Raw genomic sequence first — 22,196 nt, forward strand, 5'->3', positions numbered from 1 at the left:
CCCTGGCCGTCCATGGGGATTGAGGAGGACGTGAGAGCACATCCGCTATGCCGTTCCAGGCTGTCGCTCTAGCTGCGCTGACGAAAGGGTCCTTAACTCCGCCCCGCCACCCAGCAGTCACAGCGTTGTCGGCACAGCATCGATGACGGGCTCGGAGGCGACATTGTCCGGAGCCTGTGGTTCTTCAAGGGAACTCAAGCCGTGACATTCAGAGATCAAGCCTGTCGTGGCGACGGGGAAATCTCCTCCGATGTTGCGCCATCTTCCAAGGCTATCAAACCGACTTCGAAGGGCGGGTTCCGTTCAGGGTCTCCGGTCAGCGCGCTGGCAGGTGTGCACGCGTATTGGCTCTCGCCATATCGGCCGCGAGAGCCGACCAGCCGCGAAGATCTTGCAATGCTCCTTTGTAGCTCTCGACGATGCGACCGGCGAGAGGCGAGGTCGCTCCGATATCGGCAAGCAATCCCGCCGATGCTGCCTGGGCTGCTTCCATGATCGGGCGGGGGAAGGCCTCCAGGGTGACCGGGTATTTCCCGAGGATCTCGGTCAAGGCCGCGGCATTGGTCTGGTAGGCTTCCGCAAGCCCAAGAGTATGCTCGGCCCTGCAGGCCTCGGTGACGATGCTGCGCAGGTCTGCTGGAAGCCGGTCCCATAGCCCCAACGAAATCAGGAGTTCGCTGGCGCCGTTCGGCTTGTTGAAACCAGGCGCATAATAGAAGGATGCATATTTGGGTAGGCCCGTTTCCAGGTCGGTTGCAGGGGCGAGGAACTCTGCGGCGTCAATTGAGCCCTTTTCGAGGGCAGGCAGGAGATCGCCGGCCGAGACGGTCATGGGTACGGCGCCCAGCCGAGCATAAACCTCTGCTCCTAGACCCTGGACGCGAAGGCGCATTCCTTTGAGGTCATCCACATCACTGAGCCTGCGCCGGAACCATCCACCCATGGATGGCCCCGTATTGCCGGCCAGGAATGCACGGACGCCATGGGGGCTGTAGAGCTCGTCCCAAAGCGCCTGTCCGTCCCGCAGTTCGATCCACGCCTGATGCTCAATGGGACCGAGGCCGAAAGGTACGCTTGTGAAGAATCCTGCCGCCGGCATTCTTCCCTGCCAGTAGAGCGACGCCGTGTGCCCGATCTCAACGGTTCCATTCGAGACGGCATCGAGCACCGCGAAGGGCGGCACGATTTCACCGGCGGCAAAGAGATCGATCCGAAGCCGTCCACCGCTTAATGCATTGATGCGCTCGGCGATCCGACGAGCCGAGATGCCGGGACCGGTACGGTCTTTGGGCCAAGAGGTGACCATCCGCCAGTGCAGGGTCTGCGCGCGGGCGACAGCAGGCGCGGCAAGAACGGCGGCTCCGGCGCCGAGTGCCGCGCGGCGGGTAAGTTCAGGACCAGTAGGCATGGAAATGATGCACGGGCCCATGCCCGTTCCCGATCTCGAGGGTAGAGGAGGCGCGGATGGCCGCGCCTATGAAATGTTTGCCGGCTGCGACAGCGTCCGCGAGCGGAAGGCCTTTGGCGAGCCCCGCGGCGATAGCTGAAGAGAGGGTGCATCCGGTTCCGTGCGTGTTGCGCGTGGCGACGCGGGGCGCCGCGAAGCGCCGCATTCCCTGCGCGTCAACGAGAATGTCGACGCTCTGCGCTCCTGTCCCGTGACCTCCCTTCATCAGAACCGCCGCGGGTCCCAGCGCCAGGATCCGCTCGGCTTGGCGGCACATCGTCCGCTCATCGTCGGCCATCGGCTCTTCGAGGAGCGCTGCCGCTTCAGGAAGATTGGGCGTGACGAGCAGCGCCTTCGGAAGTAGAGCCTGCTTCAAGGTCTCGACGGCCTGTGGAACCAGCAACCGGTCGCCGCTCGCCGCTATCATCACGGGATCGAGAACGACACGCTCGGTGGCGTGGCGCTCAAGCCCATGGGCTACGGACTCGATCACAGCGGGTCGGGACAACATTCCGATCTTCACGGCGCCGATGGCCAAATCGGAGAAGACGCTGTCGATTTGCTGCGCGACGAATTCGGGCGGGACGTCGTGAATTCCCTGGACGCCGAGAGTGTTTTGGGCCGTCAGGGCCGTTATCACGCTGGCACCATAGACCCCGAGGGCCGAGAAAGTCTTGATGTCCGCCTGGATGCCGGCTCCGCCACCGGAATCTGATCCCGCGATCGTGACTGCAATCGCCGTCATGAGCGGATACTCCGGGATGCGAGCGACCGGTCCACGACGTTTCGAAGTCGCTGAGCCTCGGCCCGTGGGTGGGGGGCCATGAAGAGGGCCGAAATGACGGCTATCCCGTCAGCGCCTGCGGCAATGACCGCCTCCGCATTCGAGGCATCGATACCGGCGATGGCACCGACTGGCGCACCGGCGGCGGCTTTCGCTCGAGCTGCCGCCTCGGCGAGACCGTCAAGTCCTATGGGCGCGGATGGATTGTGTTTGCTCACAGTGCTGAAGACACCTCCGATGCAGCCGTAATCCACTGGCATCCGTACCAATGCATCGGCTTGTTCCGGTGTCTTGATCGTAAGCCCGATGATCGCGTTCACGCCCAGCAGGGAGCGTGCATCGGTGGGGTGCATGTCATCCTGTCCGAGGTGAACGCCGTCGGCTCCGGCGGCCAGCGCGATATCCACCCGGTCGTTGATCACGAGCGGCACCCCTGTCTTCCGAAGCGCCTCCTTCAGAGCCCGAGCCAGTTCGACTTGTCGCCTGCCGTCGGCGCGCTTGTCTCTGTACTGGATGAGCGTCGCGCCGCCGGCGACGACCTGCCGGACGAGTTCGACGGGATCGCGGCCTGCGGTCCGGTCCGGGTCGATGATGCCGTACAGTCTGAGATCGACCGGTATCATGAGACTCTCCCTTGAGCGGCGAGTGATGCGGTGTCGAGATTGAATACTGCGTCGAGGAAGGCAGGCTGGAAGCTGCCCGGTCCCTTCGCATCCGCGCCTGCAATATCTCCGGCAACGCCGGTGACCAGGACGGCTGCGGCAGCTGCCTCGAGCGCATTGTCATGCAACGCGGAGAAAGCCGCGATGAGAGCTGTGCCCGCGCATCCAATCGCCGTGACATGCGCCATCAGGGAATGACCGTTATGGATGCGCACAATGCGTGCGCCGTCAGTGATCCAGTCAATCTCGCCTGTGAGCGCAATGACGGTTCCATGGGATCTTGCAAAGGCTTGCAGGGCAGGGGGACCGGCGTCGCACTCGGCAAGCGCTCTGAACTCGCCCGCATTGCAGCGCAGGATACGAGGTGCGCGAGAAAGGCACGATCGGGCGAACTCCAAACGGGACGGGGAGGCCTCAACGAAGACCGGATCGAGCACCCAGGGCTTCCCATGATCGCGAGCGGCTGCAATTCCCAGGGAAATCGCTTCACGACGCTCACCGTCGAGTGTCCCGAGATTGACGAGGAGCGCATCGGAGCGTTGCGTGAAAAAGGGCACCTCGTTCGGTGCGACGGTGAGGGACGGAATGCCGCCCGCAGCCAGCAGCAGGTTTGCCGTGAAGGCCTGCGCCACTGAGTTCGTTATCGCATGCACACGGATACGCTCGCTGCGAAGGCGATCGAGCAGGAGGCCGGCCAGCGCTGGAAGATCGTGGGCGTCCGGTCCGGACGCAGTTGTTCTCGTCATCTCGCAGTCCCTCCGCCGGCATGATCCGGATCAGGTTCGATGGGTTGGTCTTCGAGACCTCTCAGCCCGTTCGGGCACCCCAAGGAGATACGACCGCATTAAACCTTCCGCTTCGGTTTGACAAGCGTCATCCCGGTCAGCGTGCCGGCGGTTGACAGCGGCAAAGGTGTCGACGACTATCCGCCTTGTTCCGAGGGGGGCCCAGTGAGGGGCTGAGAGTCGGCTGATCCGCCGTGACCCTTGAACCTGATCCGGGTCATACCGGCGGAGGGACTGGAACTATCGAGCACGACACGTATCCCTCAGCTCGCTTTGCCCGGATCTCCCTTTGCCCAGGAGGAGAGATCCAGTGACTGTCCATACCGAGAAGCCCAGCGGCGTTCCCCAATCCGTGACCGTCGGCCCGATCCAGGGATCGCGCAAAGTCTATGCGCAGATCAAGGAACGTCCCGACATCAGAGTGCCTTTCCGCGAGATTGCGTTGTCCGATCATGCGGAGGCGCCGATTAGGGTCTACGATCCCTCGGGGCCCTACACGGAATCGCTACCCGCCATCGACCTCAATCATGGACTCCCGCTCGTGCGGGAGGCATGGATTGCGGCGCGTGGCATCGCGGCGACCGAACCTCGTCCGGTGAAGCCGGAAGACAACGGCTACGTCCCGGTTGACAGGCTGGTCTCGCCCTGTCCGGCCGAGCGCGCCGTACGCCGCGCGGCAGCGGGGCAGAGGGTGACCCAGTACGAGTTCGCGCGAGCCGGGATCATCACGGAGGAGATGATCTACGTCGCCCATCGTGAGAACCTGTGCCGTGAGGCGATGCTGGAGAATGCCGAAGCGACGATCGCCGACGGCGAGAGCTTCGGAGCGGCGATCCCGCCGTTCATCACGCCCGAATTCGTGCGACAGGAGGTGGCACTGGGTCGTGCCATCATACCGGCGAATATCAACCACACCGAACTCGAGCCGATGGTGATCGGCCGCAACTTCCTGGTGAAGATCAACGCCAATATCGGCAATTCCGCCGTGGTATCGACCGCGGCGGACGAGGTGGAAAAGCTCGTCTGGGCGATCCGCTGGGGAGCAGATACGGTGATGGATCTATCAACCGGCCGCAACATTCACAATATCCGCTCCTGGATACTGCGCAACTCGCCGGTGCCCATCGGCACGGTCCCAATATATCAGGCCCTGGAGAAGGTCGGCGGCGATCCGGCGAAGCTCGATTGGGAAGTCTTCAAGGACACGCTCATCGAGCAGGCCGAGCAGGGAGTCGACTATTTCACCATTCATGCTGGTGTACGTCTTCCCTATGTCCCACTCACCGCTAAGCGAGTGACCGGGATCGTCTCCCGCGGCGGCTCCATCATGGCGCGCTGGTGCCTGGCGCATCACAAAGAGAGCTTTCTCTACGAGCGGTTCGACGAGATCTGCGATATCATGCGGGCCTACGACGTCTCCTTTTCACTGGGCGACGGGCTGCGCCCGGGCTCGATCGCTGACGCGAACGATGCCGCCCAGTTCGCCGAGCTCGAGACCCTAGGTGAGCTCACGAAGTATGCTTGGAGCAAAGGCTGTCAGGTTATGATCGAAGGACCAGGTCATGTGCCGATGCACAAGATCAAGGTCAACATGGATAAGCAGCTTCGCGAGTGCGGGGAGGCCCCCTTCTACACCCTCGGCCCACTCACGACGGACATCGCGCCCGGATACGACCACATCACCTCTGGCATCGGGGCCGCCATGATAGGATGGTTCGGAACGGCCATGCTCTGCTACGTCACGCCCAAGGAACATCTCGGCCTGCCGAACCGGGACGATGTGAAGACGGGCGTCATCACCTACAAGATCGCGGCTCATGCGGCGGACCTCGCGAAGGGGCACCCGGCGGCACGGATGCGGGATGACGCTCTCTCCCGGGCGCGTTTCGATTTCCGCTGGGAGGACCAGTTCAATCTCTCGCTCGATCCGGACACGGCTCGCGCCTTTCACGACGAAACGCTCCCGAAGGAGGCGCACAAGGCGGCGCACTTCTGCTCCATGTGCGGACCGAAATTCTGCTCGATGAAAATCACCCAGGATCTGCGGGCGGAAATGGCTGCCATGGGTCCAGAGGCTCAGGAACAATGGGCTGGCATGCAGGCCAAGAGCCGGGAGTTTCTGGCCAGTGGAGGCAAGCTCTACGTCGAAGAGCCCTGATGGGGAGCGGGAGGACATAATGATGTTTCGCTCCTGCCGGTTCCAGTACTTCGGCAGGGGCGGGCCTCGGCTACCGCCATCCGGACCTCGCAGGAGCCAGGGAGCAGGGAGAGAATGGGAGCGGTCCCTGACGATCAGACTGAATGGCGGTCCCCTCTTGCCAGCGATGATGCGAGGCCCAGTTTTCTGGAAAAGCACGCGGAGTTGCCATGATCACCGATCGTAATTTCGACCTGCTGAAGGAGGCCGTGTCGGAGCTCGCGAGGCTCAAGGGTGCTGCAGATAGCCCGGCACGTTTCCTCTCCTACCTGTACTCATCGGCCCTGGAGGAATGGGCCGTCCGCCTCGACATGGATCCGCTCCAGCTCAACAAGCTGGTTTCCATGAGAGACGAGACCCTGGGCCAGAGCGCTTGGTAGAGGTGGGGCCGAGAAGCGGCCGCCTGCTCACCTCTCCAGTCGAGTCGACCGTTCTTGGCACGCGTTCGGGAACTTCCTGGCTCCTGGCGGCCTGTTGAGAGGTGACGGACCGCCTGGAGGATCTTGATGTCTGCCATCCCGCGGGAAATGAGCCTGGACAGCACTGGGGCCATGCTGAGGGAGGGTTATACCTTCATATCAACGCGTTGCGAGCGCCTCCAATCCGACATCTTCGAAACACGGATCATGCTCGCCAAAGCCATCTGCATGATGGGAGCCGAAGCCGCCAGGGAGTTCTACGAACCTGACCGCTTTACCCGCAAACAGGCATTGCCGAAATCAGCGCTCTGGCTGCTGCAGGACCAGGGCAGCGCTCAGGTTCTCGGTGGCGCCGCACACCGACATCGCAAACAGATGTTTATGTCGCTGATGACGCCTGCCTCGATCGGGCACCTGTCCGATCTGGTGGCGGAGGAGTGGCGATCCCGGATCGCACGGTGGCAGGGCCGGGACGAGATCGTGCTCCATCAGGAGGTCGAGGACATTCTTTGCCGTTCGGTCTGTCGATGGGCCGGAATCCCATTGACCGAGAGCGAGTCTCCGACGCGGACACGGGAATTCGCAGCCATGATCGACGGAGCCGGAGCCGTGGGGCCGCGGAATTGGCGCGGCCTTCTCCTGCGGCGGCGGACCGAGCGCTGGGCTCGCGACGTCGTCGACCGGCTGCGTTCGGGAGAGACCACGACATCCGACGGAGTGGCGGCCCAGGTCGTCTCCCGGCACCGTGACCTTGATGGAAAGCTCCTGGACATCCCGACGGCGGCGGTGGAACTGATCAACGTCTTGCGGCCGACAGTCGCGGTCGCCCGCTACATCACCTTCGGAGCCTTGGCCTTGCACGATCATCCGGAATGGCGGGAGAGGCTCCAGACGAACGACGACGAGCCCCTCGAGTTCTTCGTGCAGGAGCTCCGTCGCTATTACCCGTTCTTTCCGGTAGTCGCAGGACGAGTTCTACAGGAATTCGATTGGAGGGGGCATCGCTTCGGGCAAGGCCAGTGGGTCATCCTGGATTTGTACGGCACCAACCACGATCCTCGTTCCTGGCAGGAGCCGCACCGCTTCCGGCCCGAGCGTTTCCGGCACTGGGACGGGAGTCCCTACAATTTCATCCCGCAGGGCGGCGGGGACCATTTCGCCGATCACCGCTGCGCGGGCGAATGGATCGCTATCGAGCTGGTGAAGACGGCAATGCGCCTTCTGACGCGGGAAATGACCTACCGGGTGCCGGCACAGGACCTCCGCGTCGACCTGTCAAGAGTACCCGCAATTCCCAATAGCCGGTTCCTGATCGATCACGTGCAGGGCCTATGACTTCCGGTGGCGATTTCTAGCGGAGCGGTCCCATGCCCAACATTCTCCATCCCCTTCTCGCCGTTGCAGTCCTGGTCCTCATGAACGCCACCGCCAAAGCCTTTCCCGCTTTCGATCACGTCGTGGTCTTCGGTGACAGCCTGTCCGACAACGGCAATGCAGGCAGGGCCTCGAACGGCCCCGTCTGGGTCGAGTACCTGGCGCAGACCTTGCAACTGCCGCTGGAGCCGAGCCGCGCAGGCGGGAGCAATTACGCTGTCGGTGGGGCCCGCCTTGACCCCCGCTCAGGCGCGACGAGCCTTCGGGGGCAGGCAGACGATTATCTGCGGGCGTCCGGCCCGCGCGGTCGGATCCTCCACATCGTTTACGGAGGAGGCAACGACCTGCTGGCTGCCATCGGTCAGCCTCAGGCATTCTCTGCGGCGGAGGCCGCCGCAACCTCGCTCAAGAGCATCGTGGCCGATCTGGCGCGTCAGGGCGCGACCGACATTCTCGTGCCCAACCTTCCGGCGATCGGCATGACGCCCGCCGTGCGGGCGGAAGGCCGAGCGACTATCGAAGCAGCGAACAGACTGACAGAGCATTTCAACAGCGCTCTCGACCGGACCCTCATGGAGTTTGACAATCTTTCGAGCTTGCGGCTCTACCGGCTCGACGTCTGGCAGTTGGCGGAGCGTGTGAGTGCCGAGCCGGCCGCAGCGGGCTTCACCGATATCACCACCCCCTGTCATCAGCACCGTCGTTGCGAGGGGCACCTGTTCTGGGACGAGGTCCATCCGACCACACGGGCTCACAGGCGTCTGGCGGACGCCGCGGCCCAGGCGCTTCAAACGCATAAATGAGACCCTGGGTGAGCGAAGCGGTTTCCAAGATCCGACCGGATACCATGCTCCCGCTCCCGGGCATTGGCTCCCGGGAGCGCAGGGCAGAATCCGTCACTGTCCAGAAGAAACCTGCACGGATGCGAGATGCCCACCAGCGGTTTCGGTGCCGGTCGCCGGACCTCTGGCGAGCCGGTCCAGGGCGCTCGCCACGACATCCAAGCCGCACAGTCTGGGAGGGAATTAGTCATCGTGCCTGCGAGATCCGGGAACGCGGGTGCCTTCGCAGGATTTAATGGCTGAGGTCCAGCATCATATTCAATGGGAGCCATCTACGTGACCGACAGCAAGGATCAGAAAACCACGGTCATTCTCGAGCCCGGGCAAGTCGCCATCGTCCTCGGTCTGGAGGGTGGACAGATCAATCGGCAATTGGTTGTCGGCCCCGAGGTAGAGGCAACGCTCGATGACGATCATTCGGACATCCCTTTCCACTTCTTCCTGGCCTCGGCCTTCCTTGTGCGATTGGCGCAGGATGAGGATTTCGCCTCCGAGTTGACCGAGTGGTACGATGAGAGGCTCCAATCCGAAGGGGATCGAACCGATGCAGGAACGTGAGGATGCAGGCCCGGGCACAGGGACCCGGGGCGCCATCCTCGACCATTCCCACGCGAAGAGCAGACGTTCACAAGGCCTAGCTGGAAAGCCGTACGTGGAGTCTGGCGGGTGACCTGAGCTCCGTGTGTCGAGCCTGTCATGGCGGGCAGGGGCCGATGCGCTTCGTCCGCAAAGGACACGAGGGCGATCGGGACATTGAGCGCCTGTGCGGCTTTCCTGGACGTCTCATCAAACTGGCGGCTCTTCGCTGAGGCCAAGCCGAGATCGTGCAGCGCTGCAGGCTGCTCCTGTTCCGTATCGGGAAGGGCTGGCGGCGCTTTGCTGTGTGGCGTGGGCGGCGCGCCGTACATGCACTTTCTCCACGACGAGGCCCGCTGTCGCGAGCGGCGCAAGCGGCGGGCCGAGGACGGTCCGGATGATCTCAAGAGGTCTGGCCTGCGGCGCCTCGAGACGCACCGTGACCGGCTCCTGCACGGAGGCACTATCGAGACGAGATCCAGGTCCGATTTCAAGGCACCCTGGTTCGGCAATAATGGTCGGCGATAGTACCATTTTTCAGTGCTCCCGTAATGAAGTCCTCCGCAATCAAGCCTGACCGTGACATCGACAGGAAAAAAGATTTGGTGAATCCCATAGGATGTTCGACTGCTTACCGGGAAAATTCGAACGTCAGCATGCTTTCGCCGATTTCATACCTCGACTCGAAAGAGACGCTGGGAAGGAGGAGATTTTCGCTCCCCTCTTCCTCTGGGTGGCGTAGCCGGCCTAAACGCTGCCGATGAATTTCCGACCTCTGAGGGTCGGGGATGGTGCTGTCAGTCTCCCAACACTTCCTTGTCGGTGACGCCAGGGAGAGAGGAGGGGCTAACTGCTGATCCGCACCCGCAGCGTGCCCAGCTTGTCAATCGAACCCACAAGTTCATTTCCTGGTGTCACGGGCCCAACGCCGGCCGGTGTCCCGGTCAGAATGATATCGCCTGGTTCCAGTGTGAAGTACTTGGATAGATTCGCAACGATTTCAGGTACCTTCCAAATCATAAGCCCCAAGTCCGAGTCCTGCCTGGCCTCACCATCGACGGTAAGCCGGATAGAGCCTTCCAGGACGTGCCCAACCCTTTCAACGGGATGAATGGGACCACAGGGGCAGGAATTGTCAAAGGCTTTGCCTGCTTCCCAAGGCAGACCGCTCTTGCCAAGATCCATTTGGAGGTCGCGGCGCGTCATGTCGAGGCCAATGCCATATCCGTAGATATGATCGAGCGCATCCGCGACCGGGATATCTCGACCGCCCGTCTTGATCGCCACGACCAATTCGAGTTCGAAGTGATAATTCCTCGTCATGGGCGGGTAGGGAATCTCGGCCCCGTCGAGAACAATGCTGTCTGCGGGTTTCTGGAAGAAGATTGGCGGATCGCGCGTCTCGTCTCCGCCCATTTCGCGGACATGGGCGACATAGTTTCTGCCGATGCAATAAATCCTGCGCACCGGAAAGCTCATTGATGTGCCCGCTACCGGCAGCAGAGCACGAGCCGGCGGCGCGATCACGCAGTCATGAGTTTCCATCATTTCCTCCTCCCAAGTTGCACCTTCTCCCGAGGTGTCCAGTCACATTATGCATCATCAAAGCATCATTCTAGAAAAATGTATTATTGCCATAACACTCCAGATCGCACGTTTGTCTGCGAATGTGACTGAATATCTTAGCAGGTGCGGTGTGGTTCTTGCACCGCAAAATATACGCTTCTAATGACAAAGAGGTACGTGCATTCAACTTAAGAAGTAACGACTCGAAACTTGAGAAGTTACTTGCCATGAAAACATACATTTTTTGACAGAGGAGTGTATCTCGTACATCATAAGTCGCCGCATCAAACGCAGGCACTGCCACAAGAGCAGCAGAATGCAGGAGAGGAAATGTCGATGAAGATGAGCAAGGCTCTCGGTCTAGCTGTAACGCTCGCGCTCGCCCCCTGGACGATGAGTGTCGCCAATGCGCAGAACTCTTCCACGAAGATCACCGTGGTTCTTCCGAATCCGTCCGCGGTCAACAACTTCCCGCTGTATGTGGCGCTCGGTGAGAAGATGTTCGAGAAGGAAGGACTTGAGGTTGAAGTCGAGGCCGTGGACGGCTCTTCCCAAGTTCTTCAGGCTATGTCCGCCGGGCAGGCCCAAATCGGACAGCCCGGTCCGGCTCCGGTTCTGGCAGCGCGCGCCCGTGGTGTCGATGTGGTGTTCATCTACAACCACTTTGCGAAGTCGGTCTTCGGTATCGTCGTTCCTGAGAAATCCGCCATCAAGTCTCCATCCGATCTCAAAGGGGCGGTTATCGGCGTCGGCACGGCCGATGGCGCAGAAGTCGGCTTCACCCGCGCGATCCTGTCGGATCTGAACATGCAGGAAGGCAAGGACTACACTTTCCTGCCCGTCGGTGACGGAGGTCTCGCTGCGGCAGCCTTCCTGCGAGGTGACATAAAGGCCTACGCCGCGGCCGTGAGCGATGCAGCCATCATGGAGGCGCGCGGGATCGATTTGCGGGAGATCACGCCCGAGCAATATCTGAGCTACTTCGGGAATGGCTACGCGGCGATGAAATCCTTCATCGATCAGAACCCGGAGACCGTCGAAAAATTTGGCCGTGTCCTCGTCCAGGCGACGGAGTTCGGTCTGAAGCCTGAGAACAAGGAAAAGGTTCTGCAGCACACCAAGGCCGGGAATCCCCAGGAAGGCGAGGATGCCAAGCTGTCGGCTGCCTTGTTCGAGCAGGTCAAGGACCGGATCACACCGTTCGATCAGTCCAAAGGCTGGGGTTATCAGCCACCGGAGCATTGGGAGCAATGGCACAAGAGCGCCGTGGAATCGGGCATTCTGAAGGCACCGCTATCGAATCCGAAGGCTGCATACACCAATCAATTCGTCGACGCTTGGAACGAGGGTTCGAAGTAATGGCGGTGCTCTCAATAGCTGGGGAAGCTGTTGCTCCGGCCGGCCTCCTGGGCCGACCGGTGTATGAACTGCGCGGCGTGAGCAAGACTTTCGTCAGACGCAATGTGCAGGCGCTCGACAAGGTGGATCTGGTGCTGCGGGAGGGCACCTTCTCGTCAATCATCGGACCGAGCGGGTGCGGAAAATCGACCCTGCTCAAGATCATGGCAGGCCTGCAGCCGCCGTCATCCGGCAGTGTCGTTCTCGAGGGCAAGCCTGTGATGGGTCCCCGCAGGGATATCGGCATGATGTTCCAGCAGGCGACCCTGTTTCCGTGGCGCACCACCATCGAGAATATCGTTCTCCCCATCGAGATCCGCGATGGCAAGGCGGCAGCCCGCGCCAAGCATGATCAGGCGCGCCAGCTTCTCGATCTCGTTGGTCTAAAGGGCTTCGAGAACGTGTATCCGAGCGAGCTTTCCGGTGGAATGGCGCAGCGCGCGGCGATTTGCCGGATGCTGATCACGGAGCCCGCGGTCCTGCTGTTGGACGAGCCGTTCAGCGCGCTCGATGAGTTGAGCCGTGACTTCATGAACATGGAACTGCAGAGGATCTGTCTCGAACGGAATGCCACGTCATTCCTCGTGACCCACTCGATTCCTGAAGCGGTGATCCTTTCCGACGTGGTGTACGTGATGTCGCCCCGCCCGGGACGGTTCGTCGAGGCCATTACCGTAGACCTGCCCAGACCCAGAACCTTGGACATGATGTCCGATCCGCGTTTCGGCACGCTCGTCCACCGCATTCGCAATCATCTCGACAAGGGAGCGTTCCAATGACACAAGCACAAGTCGTTGCCTCCGCGATTCCCGAACAGACGATTTGGAAGGAACATGTTTCCTGGATCGACCGGGTTCCCCGCTGGGTGTCGATGTTGGCACTTCTGATCGCCTTTCTGATCGTGTGGCAGATCGTCTATTTCGTAGAGCTGGTTTCGCCGATCATTCTACCATCCCCCCTGGAGACCATCGAGGATCTGTTCGTGGTCGGCAAGAACCTGCTGACGGGCGACTACATGCTCGCGGCCCTTTGGATCACCACGCAGGAGGTCGCCCTCGGTTTCCTAATCGCCGTCGTTCTCGGCTTTGGCCTCGGCGTTCTCGTGGGCGAGACCGCATTCGGTGAGCGGGCCGTCATGCCCTACCTAGTCGCGATCAACACCATGCCAAAGGTGGCGTTCGCTCCGCTGTTCGTGTCGTGGCTGGGCTTCGGCATTGCATCCAAGGTGGCGCTTGCAGCCTTCATCGCCTTCTTCCCGGTAATCGTTGGAACGGCGGCGGGCCTGCATGCGGCCGATCAGAACGCCCGCATGCTGTTCAAGACCATGGGGGCGAGCCGTTGGCAGACCCTGGTGCAGCTGAAGCTGCCCATCGGGATGCCTCACTTCTTCTCGGGCCTGAAGAATGCCGCGGTGCTCGTTGTCGTCGGCGCGGTGGTGGGCGAGTTCCTCGGTGGCGGCAAGGGCTTCGGCGAGCTGATCCGCGTGGCGGCCGCCCAGCTCAACACCCCGCGCGTGTTCTCGCTGATCATCTACCTGAGCCTGCTTGGACTGGCGACCTTCTGGATCGTGGCTTGGGCCCAACGCCGGTTCGTCTTCTGGCATAAGGAGAGCGTCACGGAAGAAACCCTTGCGCAATAAGGACGGGAGTGGTGTTCCGGCGATTGACCGCCATCCACCGTCGGTGGCATTCCGCCTGAACCTATATCTGTGCAGGTTGCGTCATGAACAAGATCGAAAAAATTACTGCGGCAACCTCGGTATACGAGAGGCTTCGCCAGGACATCCTCAATGGCGGATTACGGCCAGGGCAGAAACTCCTGATCGATTTCGTTTCAGAGCGCTACGGGGCTGGCCTCAACCCTGTTCGCGAAGCTCTCAACCGCCTCTCCTCGGAAGGCCTTGTCGAGCGAAAAGATCAGCGTGGCTTCTTCGTGCCGCCAGTCAGCATCGAGGGTTGGCGCGAATTGGTGAAGACCCGGTGCTGGCTGGAGGGGAAGGCGCTTGAGGAGTCGATCAAGAACGGTGATCAGGTCTGGGAGGAACGCATCGTCGTGGCGTTCCATCACCTCTCACGCACGCCCTGGAAGTTGTCCGAGGAGGATACAAGCACCAACCCTGCCTGGGAGGAGCGGCATCGGACCTTCCATCTCGCCCTCATTGCAGCGTGCGGCTCCTCGATCATGGTCGACATCTGCAAGGACCTGATGGATCAGGCGCAGAGATATCGCTTCATCTCCGTGGCCTCTTCGAAGCGCTACCGGAATACCCTGGAGGAGCACCGTGGGCTCATGGAGGCCGCGCTTGACCGCAAGACGGATTTTGCCGTCGAGCAGCTCATCGAGCACTATCAGACGACACTCAGGCACATCGAAGATCAGATTCAGCCCTCTCCAAAGATCAGGCTCGACCCGCCGCTAGACTGACAGGGCGGAAAGCCATTCGGGCCGCTCATCCCATCCAACCCGAAACATCTCAGTTTCCTTCAATCACAGGAGCAAGGAAATCTCATGAAGCTGCTGCGCTACGGCCCTCACGGGCAAGAAAAACCCGGCCTCCTCGCACAGGATGGCAGCATCCGCGATCTCTCTGGCATCGTTCCGGATATTGCCGGTGACGTGCTTTCATCCGCAGGGCTCGAGCGGCTGCGCAGCATTGATCCCGCCACGCTGCCGCGAGTCGATGGCAATCCGCGCATCGGTCCCTGTGTAGGTCAGGTCGGCAAGTTCATCTGCATTGGCCTCAACTATTCCGATCACGCGGCCGAGTCTGGCATGGCCGTGCCGCCCGAGCCCATCATCTTCATGAAGGCGACCAGCGCAATCTGCGGTCCAAATGACGGCATCGAGCTTCCGCGTGGGTCGGAGAAGACCGACTGGGAGGTCGAACTTGGCATCGTGATCGGCAAGGCCGCCAAGTACGTGGACGAGGCGCAGGCGCTCGATCATGTTGCGGGCTACTGCGTCGTCAACGACGTTTCCGAGCGTTCCTTCCAGATCGAGCGTTCAGGACAGTGGACCAAGGGTAAGAGCGCCGACACCTTCGGCCCGGTCGGCCCCTGGCTCGTGACGCGGGATGAGATCCCCAATCCACAGAACCTGGGCATGTGGCTGGAGGTGGATGAAAAGCGCTATCAGAACGGCAGCACCGAGACCATGGTCTATGGCGTTGCGTTCCTGGTGAGCTATCTCAGCCAGTTCATGAGCCTTCAGCCGGGCGACGTGATCGCGACCGGCACTCCTCCTGGCGTCGGCATGGGCATGAAGCCGCCGGTCTATTTGCGTCCCGGCAACCGTGTCCGGCTGGGCATCGAGGGCCTTGGCCAGCAGGAGCAACTCGTCAGGAGCTGGAAAGAGCAACGCTAGCTTATTCGACACAGCACATGGAGGGGCGGCATTGCTCAGCCCTGCCGCCCCTTCGCCATGAGGTCAATATCAGGAGCATGGGAAGGACCGGGAGACGACAATGAGGATTGGCATCATCGGATTGGGCCGTATGGGCGCTGCCCTGGCAATGCGCCTTCAGGGTTGCGGACACGATCTCGTGGTTTGGAACCGCACTCCCGGCAAAGCGAAGACGCTTGTCGAGGCTGGTGCGGTTCTCGGTGAATCGCCGGCTGCGGTCGTCGAACAATCCGAGGCGATCATTTCCTGCGTTCTGGATTCGAACGCCTTGGAAGCGGTCTTCGGCGGAAAGCATGGTATTCTGACCACCGACGTGGAGGGCAAGCTGTTTATCGAGATGAGCACCGTACGGCCCAGGACCCAGCGTGCTCTGGCCGAACGGATCGCATCGAAGGGAGGAGTTTATGTGGAATGCCCGGTGAGCGGTTCCACCGGGCCCGCCCGTGAAGGGCGGCTGATCGGTCTTGTGGGTGGAGCACCGGACGATGTGGCTCGGGCGCGTCCAGTCCTCGATCAGTTGTGCCGTCGCGTGGAGCATGCCGGGCCCGTTGGGGCAGGCGCAAGCCTGAAGCTGGCCGTTAACCTGCCGTTGGTGGTCTATTACCAGGCGCTTGGCGAGTCCTATTCGCTTTGCCGCCATCTCGGAATCGAGCCGGAGCGGATCGTGGACCTGTTTTCGGATACGTCCGGTGGTGCCAATATCTTGAAGGCGCGGGGCCCCATGGTTGCCAAAGGGATGCGCGGCGAGGATCCTCAGCCTGTGACCTTCGATGTCGACTCGTTCCGAAAGGATCTTCGAAACATGATCGCGGAGGGACTGGAGCTTGGATTTTCGCTTCCCGTCGCCGAACGGGTTCTCTCGGTGTATGATGAGGCCAGCCGTCAGGGTTGGGGGGAGCGGGATGGAACGAGCCTTGCCGGCTACTGGCCGAGCCGTGCGGCAGACGGAGCTTCGGAGAATGGAACGACAGGCGGTTGACCAGCCTGGTACTGATCACTGGACATTCAGCGGGTCGACATTTGGGTAGACCGATTGAACGTCAGCAGTTGGCATACGTGAGACCCAACCCGGAGGGCCCCGAGCCCGGCCCAAGGCGACGTTCGGACAGGTGCAGTGACCGTCCTGGTCTGATCCGGGTCAGGCTTTATGGTACGACAGAACCTGGGCGAGATTGCTCCAACGGCAGCGTTCAACAGGGAGGCAGATGTCGCCATCACTGGGAGGATGCAGCCCGTCCGATCATTCGGGGGCTGCGGAGGTCACCGTCAACAATGCGCCGACAAAGACGGTCGAAGGCTCCGAATGCTTCATCCATCCCGGATCTGAGCCGGCCGCCACCTTGCGCATCGACCAAGATGTACCCGAATGCTTCCAGCAGAACGGCCCGGGATGGCAGAATCGTAGCGGTTCCGCGTTGCGGAATGCGGCTGGCAAGTGGCTAAGGGAGGCTCTCATGAACAGAGGAGCTCCTGTCTTGGCCAAGGCAATATGGGTTGCGGCGATAGCGGTGAACGGCCCAGGCGCAATTGCCCAAGACGCTAAACCTGTCCATTACACCTGTACGGACGGCACAAGGCTACAGGCCAGGTTCTCTCCCCCGAGTTCCTCCTTGGGAACGGTCAAGCTCGCCATTGACGGATCTTCGACCCAGACGATCCTCACGCAAACGATCTCGGCGGATGGGGGCCGCTATACGCAGGGGGACATAACGTTCTGGATTAAAGGGCATGAGGCAACGTTAACCCGCGCGGGGCAATCGACAATCTGCCGAACCGGGGACTGAGCGAGATGCTCCCATTCGCTGTCCTTTTTCGCGTGCGAGTGCGAGCAAACCTTAGTCGCGCCACGCCATTGAACTGCGCGTGACACCCTGGGAACTTTGCACCCGCATCAGCTTGCCCAGACCTGACCTGGTCGCATCGCAGCGAAGCGCCGGACGGAAATTCCTTGCGCCCTAAGTGCGGTGGCAAGATCTTGAGGTGGCTCGTCAACGCCCTCATCGGTAAGCCTGAAGGTTCCCCAGTGGTAACCTAAGGCGAACTTCGCCTTGAGAATGCGGAACGCGCGAACCGCTTCTTCAGGGTTCATGTGATTGGGCGCCATGAACCAGCGGGGCTCATAGGCCCCGATAGGGAGAAGGGCAACGTCGAGGCGGGGATGTCGGGCTGCAATGGCGCGAAAGTGTCGGCCGCCGCCATACCCCGTATCGCCGGCAAAGTAGACGGAATGCCCCCTGGCGCGCACCACGAAGGATGCCCACAGCGCGTGATTGCGGTCGTTGGTGGCCCGAGCGGACCAGTGATGGGCCGCCTCAACAAGAACCTGGAGCCCTGGAGCGAGCGCAAAGCGATCACCCCAATCCAGAGCTGTCACCGCAATTTCAGGATGCTGCGCTCGGATGATGGTGTCGTTACCAAGCGGGGCCACAATCCTCGGCTGATCCCGCTCCCAGAGACGTGCGAGGGTAGGGAGGTCCAGATGATCATAGTGATTATGTGAGATGAGCACCGTATCGATCTGCGGCAAGCTCTCGAACGGGATGCCGGGCGGATTGTGTCGCCGAGGTCCAGCAAACGGTACAGGACTGGCTCGTTCGGACCAGATCGGATCCGTGAGGATGTTATGGCCGGCAATCTGGATCAGGAAGGTTGAATGCCCGACGAAGCTGATGCGCAGATCACGCTTTCCGACCCGTAGTGGAGGCCGATCCTGGAAAGGGCTCGGGTAGACCTCAGGCCAAGGCACAGAATTCTTGGTGAGCTGCCAGTGCAGGAAGTCAACGAAACTGCGGGAGGGTTCTCCACCAGGGTTGAAGAAGCGGCGCCCGTCGAAGTGGTCGCTCGGAGGACCTCTGTAATAGAAGCTGCCCGGGGCGGAGTTGGCCCGCGACGCGGCACTCAGGAATGGAAGTGATCCGCTAAGCTGTATAAACCCTCTGCGCGACAGCACGGTTGCTCCTCGATCTGCACGTATTACTGAACAGCACTTAGGGCGACGTTGGAGCTGTCTCAAACTAGTGCCGCAAACAATACGGTTCATCGCCGAAGCTCCTGAGCCTCGAATGCCGTCATCAATCTCCGTTCTGATCAGCGTTCCCGCCTACTGGAACGTCTCCTCCTGCCCCTTCTCGGAATAAACACCTTGGCCGGCCCATGATGCGGCAAGTGCACTTCGTTTCAGTTGAAATCTGCTACTTTTCAGCTCGAACCGAACCTTACGCAGTTTCGAGACGTGGATGATGGCCCATTGAGGCAGCCATCCTCACTCGCCTGCAAGGTTGGCGATCTCGATGCTGTCCTCCACCGATGCGTTCAGGCTTCCCTGCCAGCCTGGGCCAGGAGACTGATCTTCAGCTCCCGGAAGGCGCACTGGAAACGCGAGGTTCGCTGTTCTTCGAGCATCGTCTCGAGCTCATGACCGAGCTCACGCAGCCGGCGATCACCCAGACGCTGTGCCTCGATGAACATCGAATGCTCCTCAGAAGAGGCATGATGGTCGACGGCCTTGTGCAGAGCCCGCAGATACTCGTCAAAATCGGGGCTGGAGGTCGGGAGCTTCAGTGTCGCGGCCAGCAGGTCGGCGAGTTGCTGGTGCTCCGCGTAAGCCACTGGAACATCCTCGCTTACCGGTCGGACCGCTGGATAAAAAATCGCATCCTCGACATGCTCATGGATCTCAAGTTCGGACGCAAGGGTCCGCATCAGGTCGCGGCGCTGCGGATCATCCGGCGCCATGTCCTCGATCCGCCGGAACATACTTCGCAGCAGTTCGTGATGCTCGAACAGCACCTCATCCGCCTTCCGGCCGAGAGGAGTATCTGCTGTCGTAGATTGCTCCACCTGGGATGCGTGCTCAATGTCTTCCGGTGTCACCGCCGCCGCGCCGGGTTCCTGCTGCCGCTTGATCTCGATGACGCCATTGCGAACACGCACATCGTACAGCGGCTGCGGACAGGTCGATGGGCCGTCCAGCGGCTGTCCTGTCTCAAGGTCGTAGCGCGAGCCATGCCACGGGCAGACGAGGCCACCTTTCAGAAGCCACCCTCCATCCAAGGGACCTCCCATATGTGAGCAGCGCGCCCCCATGGCGAAGGTGCGTCCGCGTTGCCGTACGAGGACAACGGGAATATGCGCTCGCTCCAGCGCATCCCAAACTTCGACCTTCCGCGGCTGCCCCTCCCTGAGCTCAGCGGCAGGCAGAACGGGCGCGAAGCTGCGCGGTTCGACGCTGTGGTCGGCCTGATCGACACCCTGGCGGCGTCGGTAGACGAGGTGCCCGCCCAGATAGGCGCCGATGAACATCACGCTCCAGGCAGCGGCACTTGCGATACGTCCTTCTCTGCGGCGTCCGCGCCGGCGGAGGGCAATGGAGGTGAGCTGAAGGCCGAGCGCCGTGCTGTTGACGAGAGCATGGGCGAGGCCTACCCGGCGGGAACGTCCGTGCGTCTGCTGCCAGTCCATCAGACCTGCGGCGGCGGCCGCAACCGCGCCGGCGGCTCCAGCCTGCACAGCGAGATCGGCAGCTCTATCATATTCCCGGCCGTGTTTCGCCCCGAGCGCCCCGAGCGTGTCTAGTCCGAGAGCCAACGTCCAGGTTCCAATCGGGACTGTGACAAGCATCGGGTGCACGGGATGCCCGTACCAGGTGCCGTGCAGCGCGTTGCGTATCCTCCTCCCTGGTGTCCCGGCGAGGCGCTGGGGCAGAGCGAGAGCATTGGCGATCTGGAAAGCAGGGTTGTCGAGCCACTCCGCAGCCTCAATCCGCCCGATTGCGGCACCGGTCATGCTGAAGTGGTTCAATCTCATCTAGCCCTCCTGGTGCACCTCCGACCGGCGGGAGGATCCGCCTCCAGCGGCAAGGCCTAGCTGGCATTAAGCAGACAATCGGTTTGAACAGGTTTTGTTCGTTGGGCTCGTCTGGCGCTTTAGGAGGATGCTCGTAAGGGCCATCCGCCTGTGGAGGACAACCATGTGGCACCTAACCAACTTTCTACCTCCTGCCGTAAAGATGCCGTTGGACAGGAAATCGCACGAGGCGGGAGAGGATCAAGTTGCTGCATTCGCGGGTGAGCGGACATCGAAACGACCCGTCCCAAAGAACCGGTTTGCCCCGTTGCGGACATTCTGCACCTGCTGGATGCCTCGGGTGAGTTGCATGGCGATGTCGGTAAGCTCTCCTCGACCCAATCGGCTCATAGATCCCAAGTTGAGACGCCAAGTAAATCTGGATTGGACACCCAAGCGAGGAAGTATGGGAAAGTAATGTCAGATGTTTTGAGGCCTAGGAGCGTCCGGAACGCTCTGCAAGCCATTCGAGAAGAGCCGGGGTAGAGAATGAGTGAGTGCCGCCGCTAGACGCTTTCGGGCGCTTTGAATATCGCGTTGCTGCTCGATTTGTGCCGTTTGTCGAGCGCTTACTGGACTATGTCACGAGCGGTCTGGCCATGGCGCGGATCAAGCACCAGGGGCAGATTGCGGTGGCTCCGCTGGGGCTTGGCCCTGAGGCGAGCCGCGACGAATGGCGGAGGGACCTGGTGATTGGTGCCGGCACGGTGCACATGCTGGCCCAGAACGTATCGCCCAAGTCTGAGACGCTGTACTACAGCCTTGGCGATGACAGCTTGACCCTAGCACGGGCGAGTATCCAGGCGAGCAACCGGTGTGAAAACGACGGTTGGGTCAAACGCGTTGGCCCAAACGTGCGCTTCCGAGCCAGGCGGACCGGTGGGGCGGGCCGGCGCATCCGTGTGCTCGATCCTGCCCGGGTCTCGGCGAACGATCTGACCGGGACAAGTTGTGTCTGTCTTGCTTGGCACTGCAAGCATCCTTTCGCGCCGCGGTATGAACTTGCGACGGGAAGGTCCGAGTTTGATCCTGAGCCGACATACTGCGATATCCAACCGGGAGCATTTCAGTTTACGGCAGTCGCATTGTTAGGGATGCCGGAATGACTTGCGATTGCGAGGAGCAGGAGCGGTTCATGCCCTAATGTATCCGGGAAACTTAGCCTTAATCTCGTCCACATGAGACAATGTCCCGGAGAGATGCTCCCGCAATTGCTGTTGCGCCTCGTCAGGTTTGCCGTCAGCGATGGCCTGCACGATCAGCCTGTGATGATGCACAATGTTTTGAGCCTTGCCCGGAGTAGGGAGATGCAGCCGGCGTAGGCGATCGATATGCCCGCTACGGCTGCGCACGAGCGTCCATAGATCGTGCATCCTGGCCGCTTCGTAGAGATGCTGGTGGAAGGCGTGATCGGCCATCGTAAAGGCCTCGAAATCTTCGGCTTCCATCAGAGCCTGCTGCTGGGCCAGGAAGCCATGGAGTCTCGCGACCAATCTTCGATCGGGCGTGAGCGCCAGAGTCCGCACGATCTCGAGCTCAAGAGAACGGCGAAGGAAATGCGCCTGATGGGCAAGGGGCAGATCAATCGGACTGACCACTGTGGCATGCTGTGGGAAGATCTCCACCAAGCCTTCCTCCTGGAGCTTCAGGAGGGCATCCCGGATCGGAGTTGAGCTGAGGCCGAATTCCTTCTGGAGGGCAAGGCGGTTCAGCACCGTTCCTGGAGCCAGCGCGAGAGAGAGGATGGATTCGCGCAAATGCTCGAAAACCTGCGGCGCTGCGTGGCGCGACCTATCCCGGGGGCGTAACGAGGTCACCGTTAGGTTATCCATCTCCCTGTCCTTTCTCGGATTTCAGCCCGATCGATCAAAGTGTCATTACATCAGAAAGTTGCATCAG

Annotated in this window: 21 protein-coding genes and 2 riboswitches; of the genes, 13 read left to right on the forward strand and 8 right to left on the reverse strand. The window is 61.2% G+C overall.

Annotation, left to right across the window (positions count from 1 at the left end; genetic code table 11):
* Positions 1-316 precede the first annotated feature (316 nt).
* The 4 genes from GR328_RS05115 to thiM all read right to left on the reverse strand — a co-directional run bounded on the left by GR328_RS05115 (position 317) and on the right by thiM (position 3,639).
* Positions 317-1,408, reverse strand: coding sequence for a TRAP transporter substrate-binding protein (locus tag GR328_RS05115; RefSeq protein ID WP_246215705.1), 1,092 nt, complete (start codon positions 1,406-1,408; stop codon positions 317-319).
* A complete protein-coding gene (gene thiD, locus GR328_RS05120) occupies positions 1,392-2,192 on the reverse strand; it encodes a bifunctional hydroxymethylpyrimidine kinase/phosphomethylpyrimidine kinase (RefSeq protein WP_160883453.1) in 801 nt (266 codons plus the stop codon). The genes GR328_RS05115 and thiD overlap by 17 nt, the downstream gene beginning before the upstream one ends.
* Positions 2,189-2,854 (reverse strand): thiamine phosphate synthase, encoded by a 666-nt coding sequence (thiE, locus tag GR328_RS05125; RefSeq protein WP_160883454.1) that lies wholly within the window; start codon positions 2,852-2,854, stop codon positions 2,189-2,191. Before thiE ends, thiD begins: the two co-directional genes overlap by 4 nt.
* Positions 2,851-3,639 (reverse strand): hydroxyethylthiazole kinase, encoded by a 789-nt coding sequence (gene thiM / locus GR328_RS05130; protein ID WP_160883455.1) that lies wholly within the window; start codon positions 3,637-3,639, stop codon positions 2,851-2,853. Before thiM ends, thiE begins: the two co-directional genes overlap by 4 nt.
* A riboswitch (TPP riboswitch) is annotated at positions 3,628-3,731 on the reverse strand. Its footprint overlaps the gene before it by 12 nt.
* Before the next feature lie 91 nt (positions 3,732-3,822).
* Positions 3,823-3,930: riboswitch (TPP riboswitch) on the forward strand.
* 58 nt (positions 3,931-3,988) lie between these two features.
* Between thiM and thiC the strand changes: the two genes are divergently transcribed.
* The 5 genes from thiC (at position 3,989) to GR328_RS05155 (ending at position 9,068) form a co-directional block, all read left to right on the forward strand.
* On the forward strand, positions 3,989-5,836 hold the full coding sequence (gene thiC / locus GR328_RS05135; protein ID WP_160883456.1) for a phosphomethylpyrimidine synthase ThiC: 1,848 nt from the start codon (positions 3,989-3,991) through the stop codon (positions 5,834-5,836).
* 209 nt (positions 5,837-6,045) lie between these two features.
* Positions 6,046-6,255, forward strand: coding sequence for a hypothetical protein (locus tag GR328_RS05140; RefSeq protein WP_160883457.1), 210 nt, complete (start codon positions 6,046-6,048; stop codon positions 6,253-6,255).
* 126 nt (positions 6,256-6,381) lie between these two features.
* On the forward strand, positions 6,382-7,629 hold the full coding sequence (locus GR328_RS05145) for a cytochrome P450 (protein WP_160883458.1): 1,248 nt from the start codon (positions 6,382-6,384) through the stop codon (positions 7,627-7,629).
* A gap of 32 nt (positions 7,630-7,661) precedes the next feature.
* Positions 7,662-8,471 carry an SGNH/GDSL hydrolase family protein gene (locus GR328_RS05150; protein ID WP_160883459.1) on the forward strand — a complete coding sequence of 270 codons (810 nt, stop codon included), beginning with the start codon at positions 7,662-7,664 and terminating at the stop codon, positions 8,469-8,471.
* A gap of 315 nt (positions 8,472-8,786) precedes the next feature.
* Positions 8,787-9,068: a hypothetical protein gene (locus GR328_RS05155; protein WP_160883460.1), complete on the forward strand. Its 282-nt coding sequence runs from the start codon at positions 8,787-8,789 to the stop codon at positions 9,066-9,068.
* A gap of 864 nt (positions 9,069-9,932) precedes the next feature.
* On the opposite strand, the gene GR328_RS05160 is transcribed toward GR328_RS05155, so the two are convergent.
* Complete coding sequence (locus tag GR328_RS05160; protein ID WP_425487015.1) at positions 9,933-10,634, reverse strand: fumarylacetoacetate hydrolase family protein; 702 nt, start codon at positions 10,632-10,634, stop codon at positions 9,933-9,935.
* A 354-nt stretch (positions 10,635-10,988) separates the two neighbouring features.
* Between GR328_RS05160 and GR328_RS05165 the strand changes: the two genes are divergently transcribed.
* The 7 genes from GR328_RS05165 to GR328_RS28510 all read left to right on the forward strand — a co-directional run bounded on the left by GR328_RS05165 (position 10,989) and on the right by GR328_RS28510 (position 17,236).
* Positions 10,989-12,011: an ABC transporter substrate-binding protein gene (locus GR328_RS05165; RefSeq protein ID WP_205789764.1), complete on the forward strand. Its 1,023-nt coding sequence runs from the start codon at positions 10,989-10,991 to the stop codon at positions 12,009-12,011.
* Between the two features lie 77 nt (positions 12,012-12,088).
* Positions 12,089-12,829, forward strand: a complete 741-nt coding sequence (locus GR328_RS05170) for an ABC transporter ATP-binding protein (protein ID WP_343039291.1) — start codon at positions 12,089-12,091, stop codon at positions 12,827-12,829.
* Positions 12,826-13,689, forward strand: coding sequence for an ABC transporter permease (locus GR328_RS05175; RefSeq protein WP_160883464.1), 864 nt, complete (start codon positions 12,826-12,828; stop codon positions 13,687-13,689). The genes GR328_RS05170 and GR328_RS05175 overlap by 4 nt, the downstream gene beginning before the upstream one ends.
* Before the next feature lie 83 nt (positions 13,690-13,772).
* Entirely contained in the window at positions 13,773-14,474 is a 702-nt protein-coding gene (locus tag GR328_RS05180) for a GntR family transcriptional regulator (protein ID WP_160883465.1), read from the forward strand.
* Positions 14,475-14,558: 84 nt separating this feature from the next.
* A complete protein-coding gene (locus tag GR328_RS05185) occupies positions 14,559-15,413 on the forward strand; it encodes an ureidoglycolate lyase (protein WP_160883466.1) in 855 nt (284 codons plus the stop codon).
* Between the two features lie 100 nt (positions 15,414-15,513).
* Entirely contained in the window at positions 15,514-16,431 is a 918-nt protein-coding gene (locus GR328_RS05190) for an NAD(P)-dependent oxidoreductase (protein WP_160883467.1), read from the forward strand.
* A 226-nt stretch (positions 16,432-16,657) separates the two neighbouring features.
* Positions 16,658-17,236 carry an MliC family protein gene (locus GR328_RS28510; protein ID WP_425487016.1) on the forward strand — a complete coding sequence of 193 codons (579 nt, stop codon included), beginning with the start codon at positions 16,658-16,660 and terminating at the stop codon, positions 17,234-17,236.
* Between the two features lie 107 nt (positions 17,237-17,343).
* Here GR328_RS28510 and GR328_RS05205 read toward each other — a convergent pair whose 3' ends face one another.
* A complete protein-coding gene (locus GR328_RS05205) occupies positions 17,344-18,399 on the reverse strand; it encodes an MBL fold metallo-hydrolase (RefSeq protein ID WP_246215724.1) in 1,056 nt (351 codons plus the stop codon).
* A gap of 365 nt (positions 18,400-18,764) precedes the next feature.
* On the reverse strand, positions 18,765-20,258 hold the full coding sequence (locus GR328_RS05210; RefSeq protein ID WP_160883469.1) for a DUF2231 domain-containing protein: 1,494 nt from the start codon (positions 20,256-20,258) through the stop codon (positions 18,765-18,767).
* A 536-nt stretch (positions 20,259-20,794) separates the two neighbouring features.
* Between GR328_RS05210 and GR328_RS05215 the strand changes: the two genes are divergently transcribed.
* On the forward strand, positions 20,795-21,403 hold the full coding sequence (locus tag GR328_RS05215) for an outer membrane protein (protein WP_160883470.1): 609 nt from the start codon (positions 20,795-20,797) through the stop codon (positions 21,401-21,403).
* A 27-nt stretch (positions 21,404-21,430) separates the two neighbouring features.
* On the opposite strand, the gene GR328_RS05220 is transcribed toward GR328_RS05215, so the two are convergent.
* Positions 21,431-22,129 carry a GntR family transcriptional regulator gene (locus tag GR328_RS05220; RefSeq protein WP_160883471.1) on the reverse strand — a complete coding sequence of 233 codons (699 nt, stop codon included), beginning with the start codon at positions 22,127-22,129 and terminating at the stop codon, positions 21,431-21,433.
* Positions 22,130-22,196 lie beyond the last annotated feature (67 nt).

The organism is Microvirga makkahensis (assembly GCF_009830105.1).
Classification (GTDB): Bacteria; Pseudomonadota; Alphaproteobacteria; order Rhizobiales; family Beijerinckiaceae; genus Microvirga; species Microvirga makkahensis.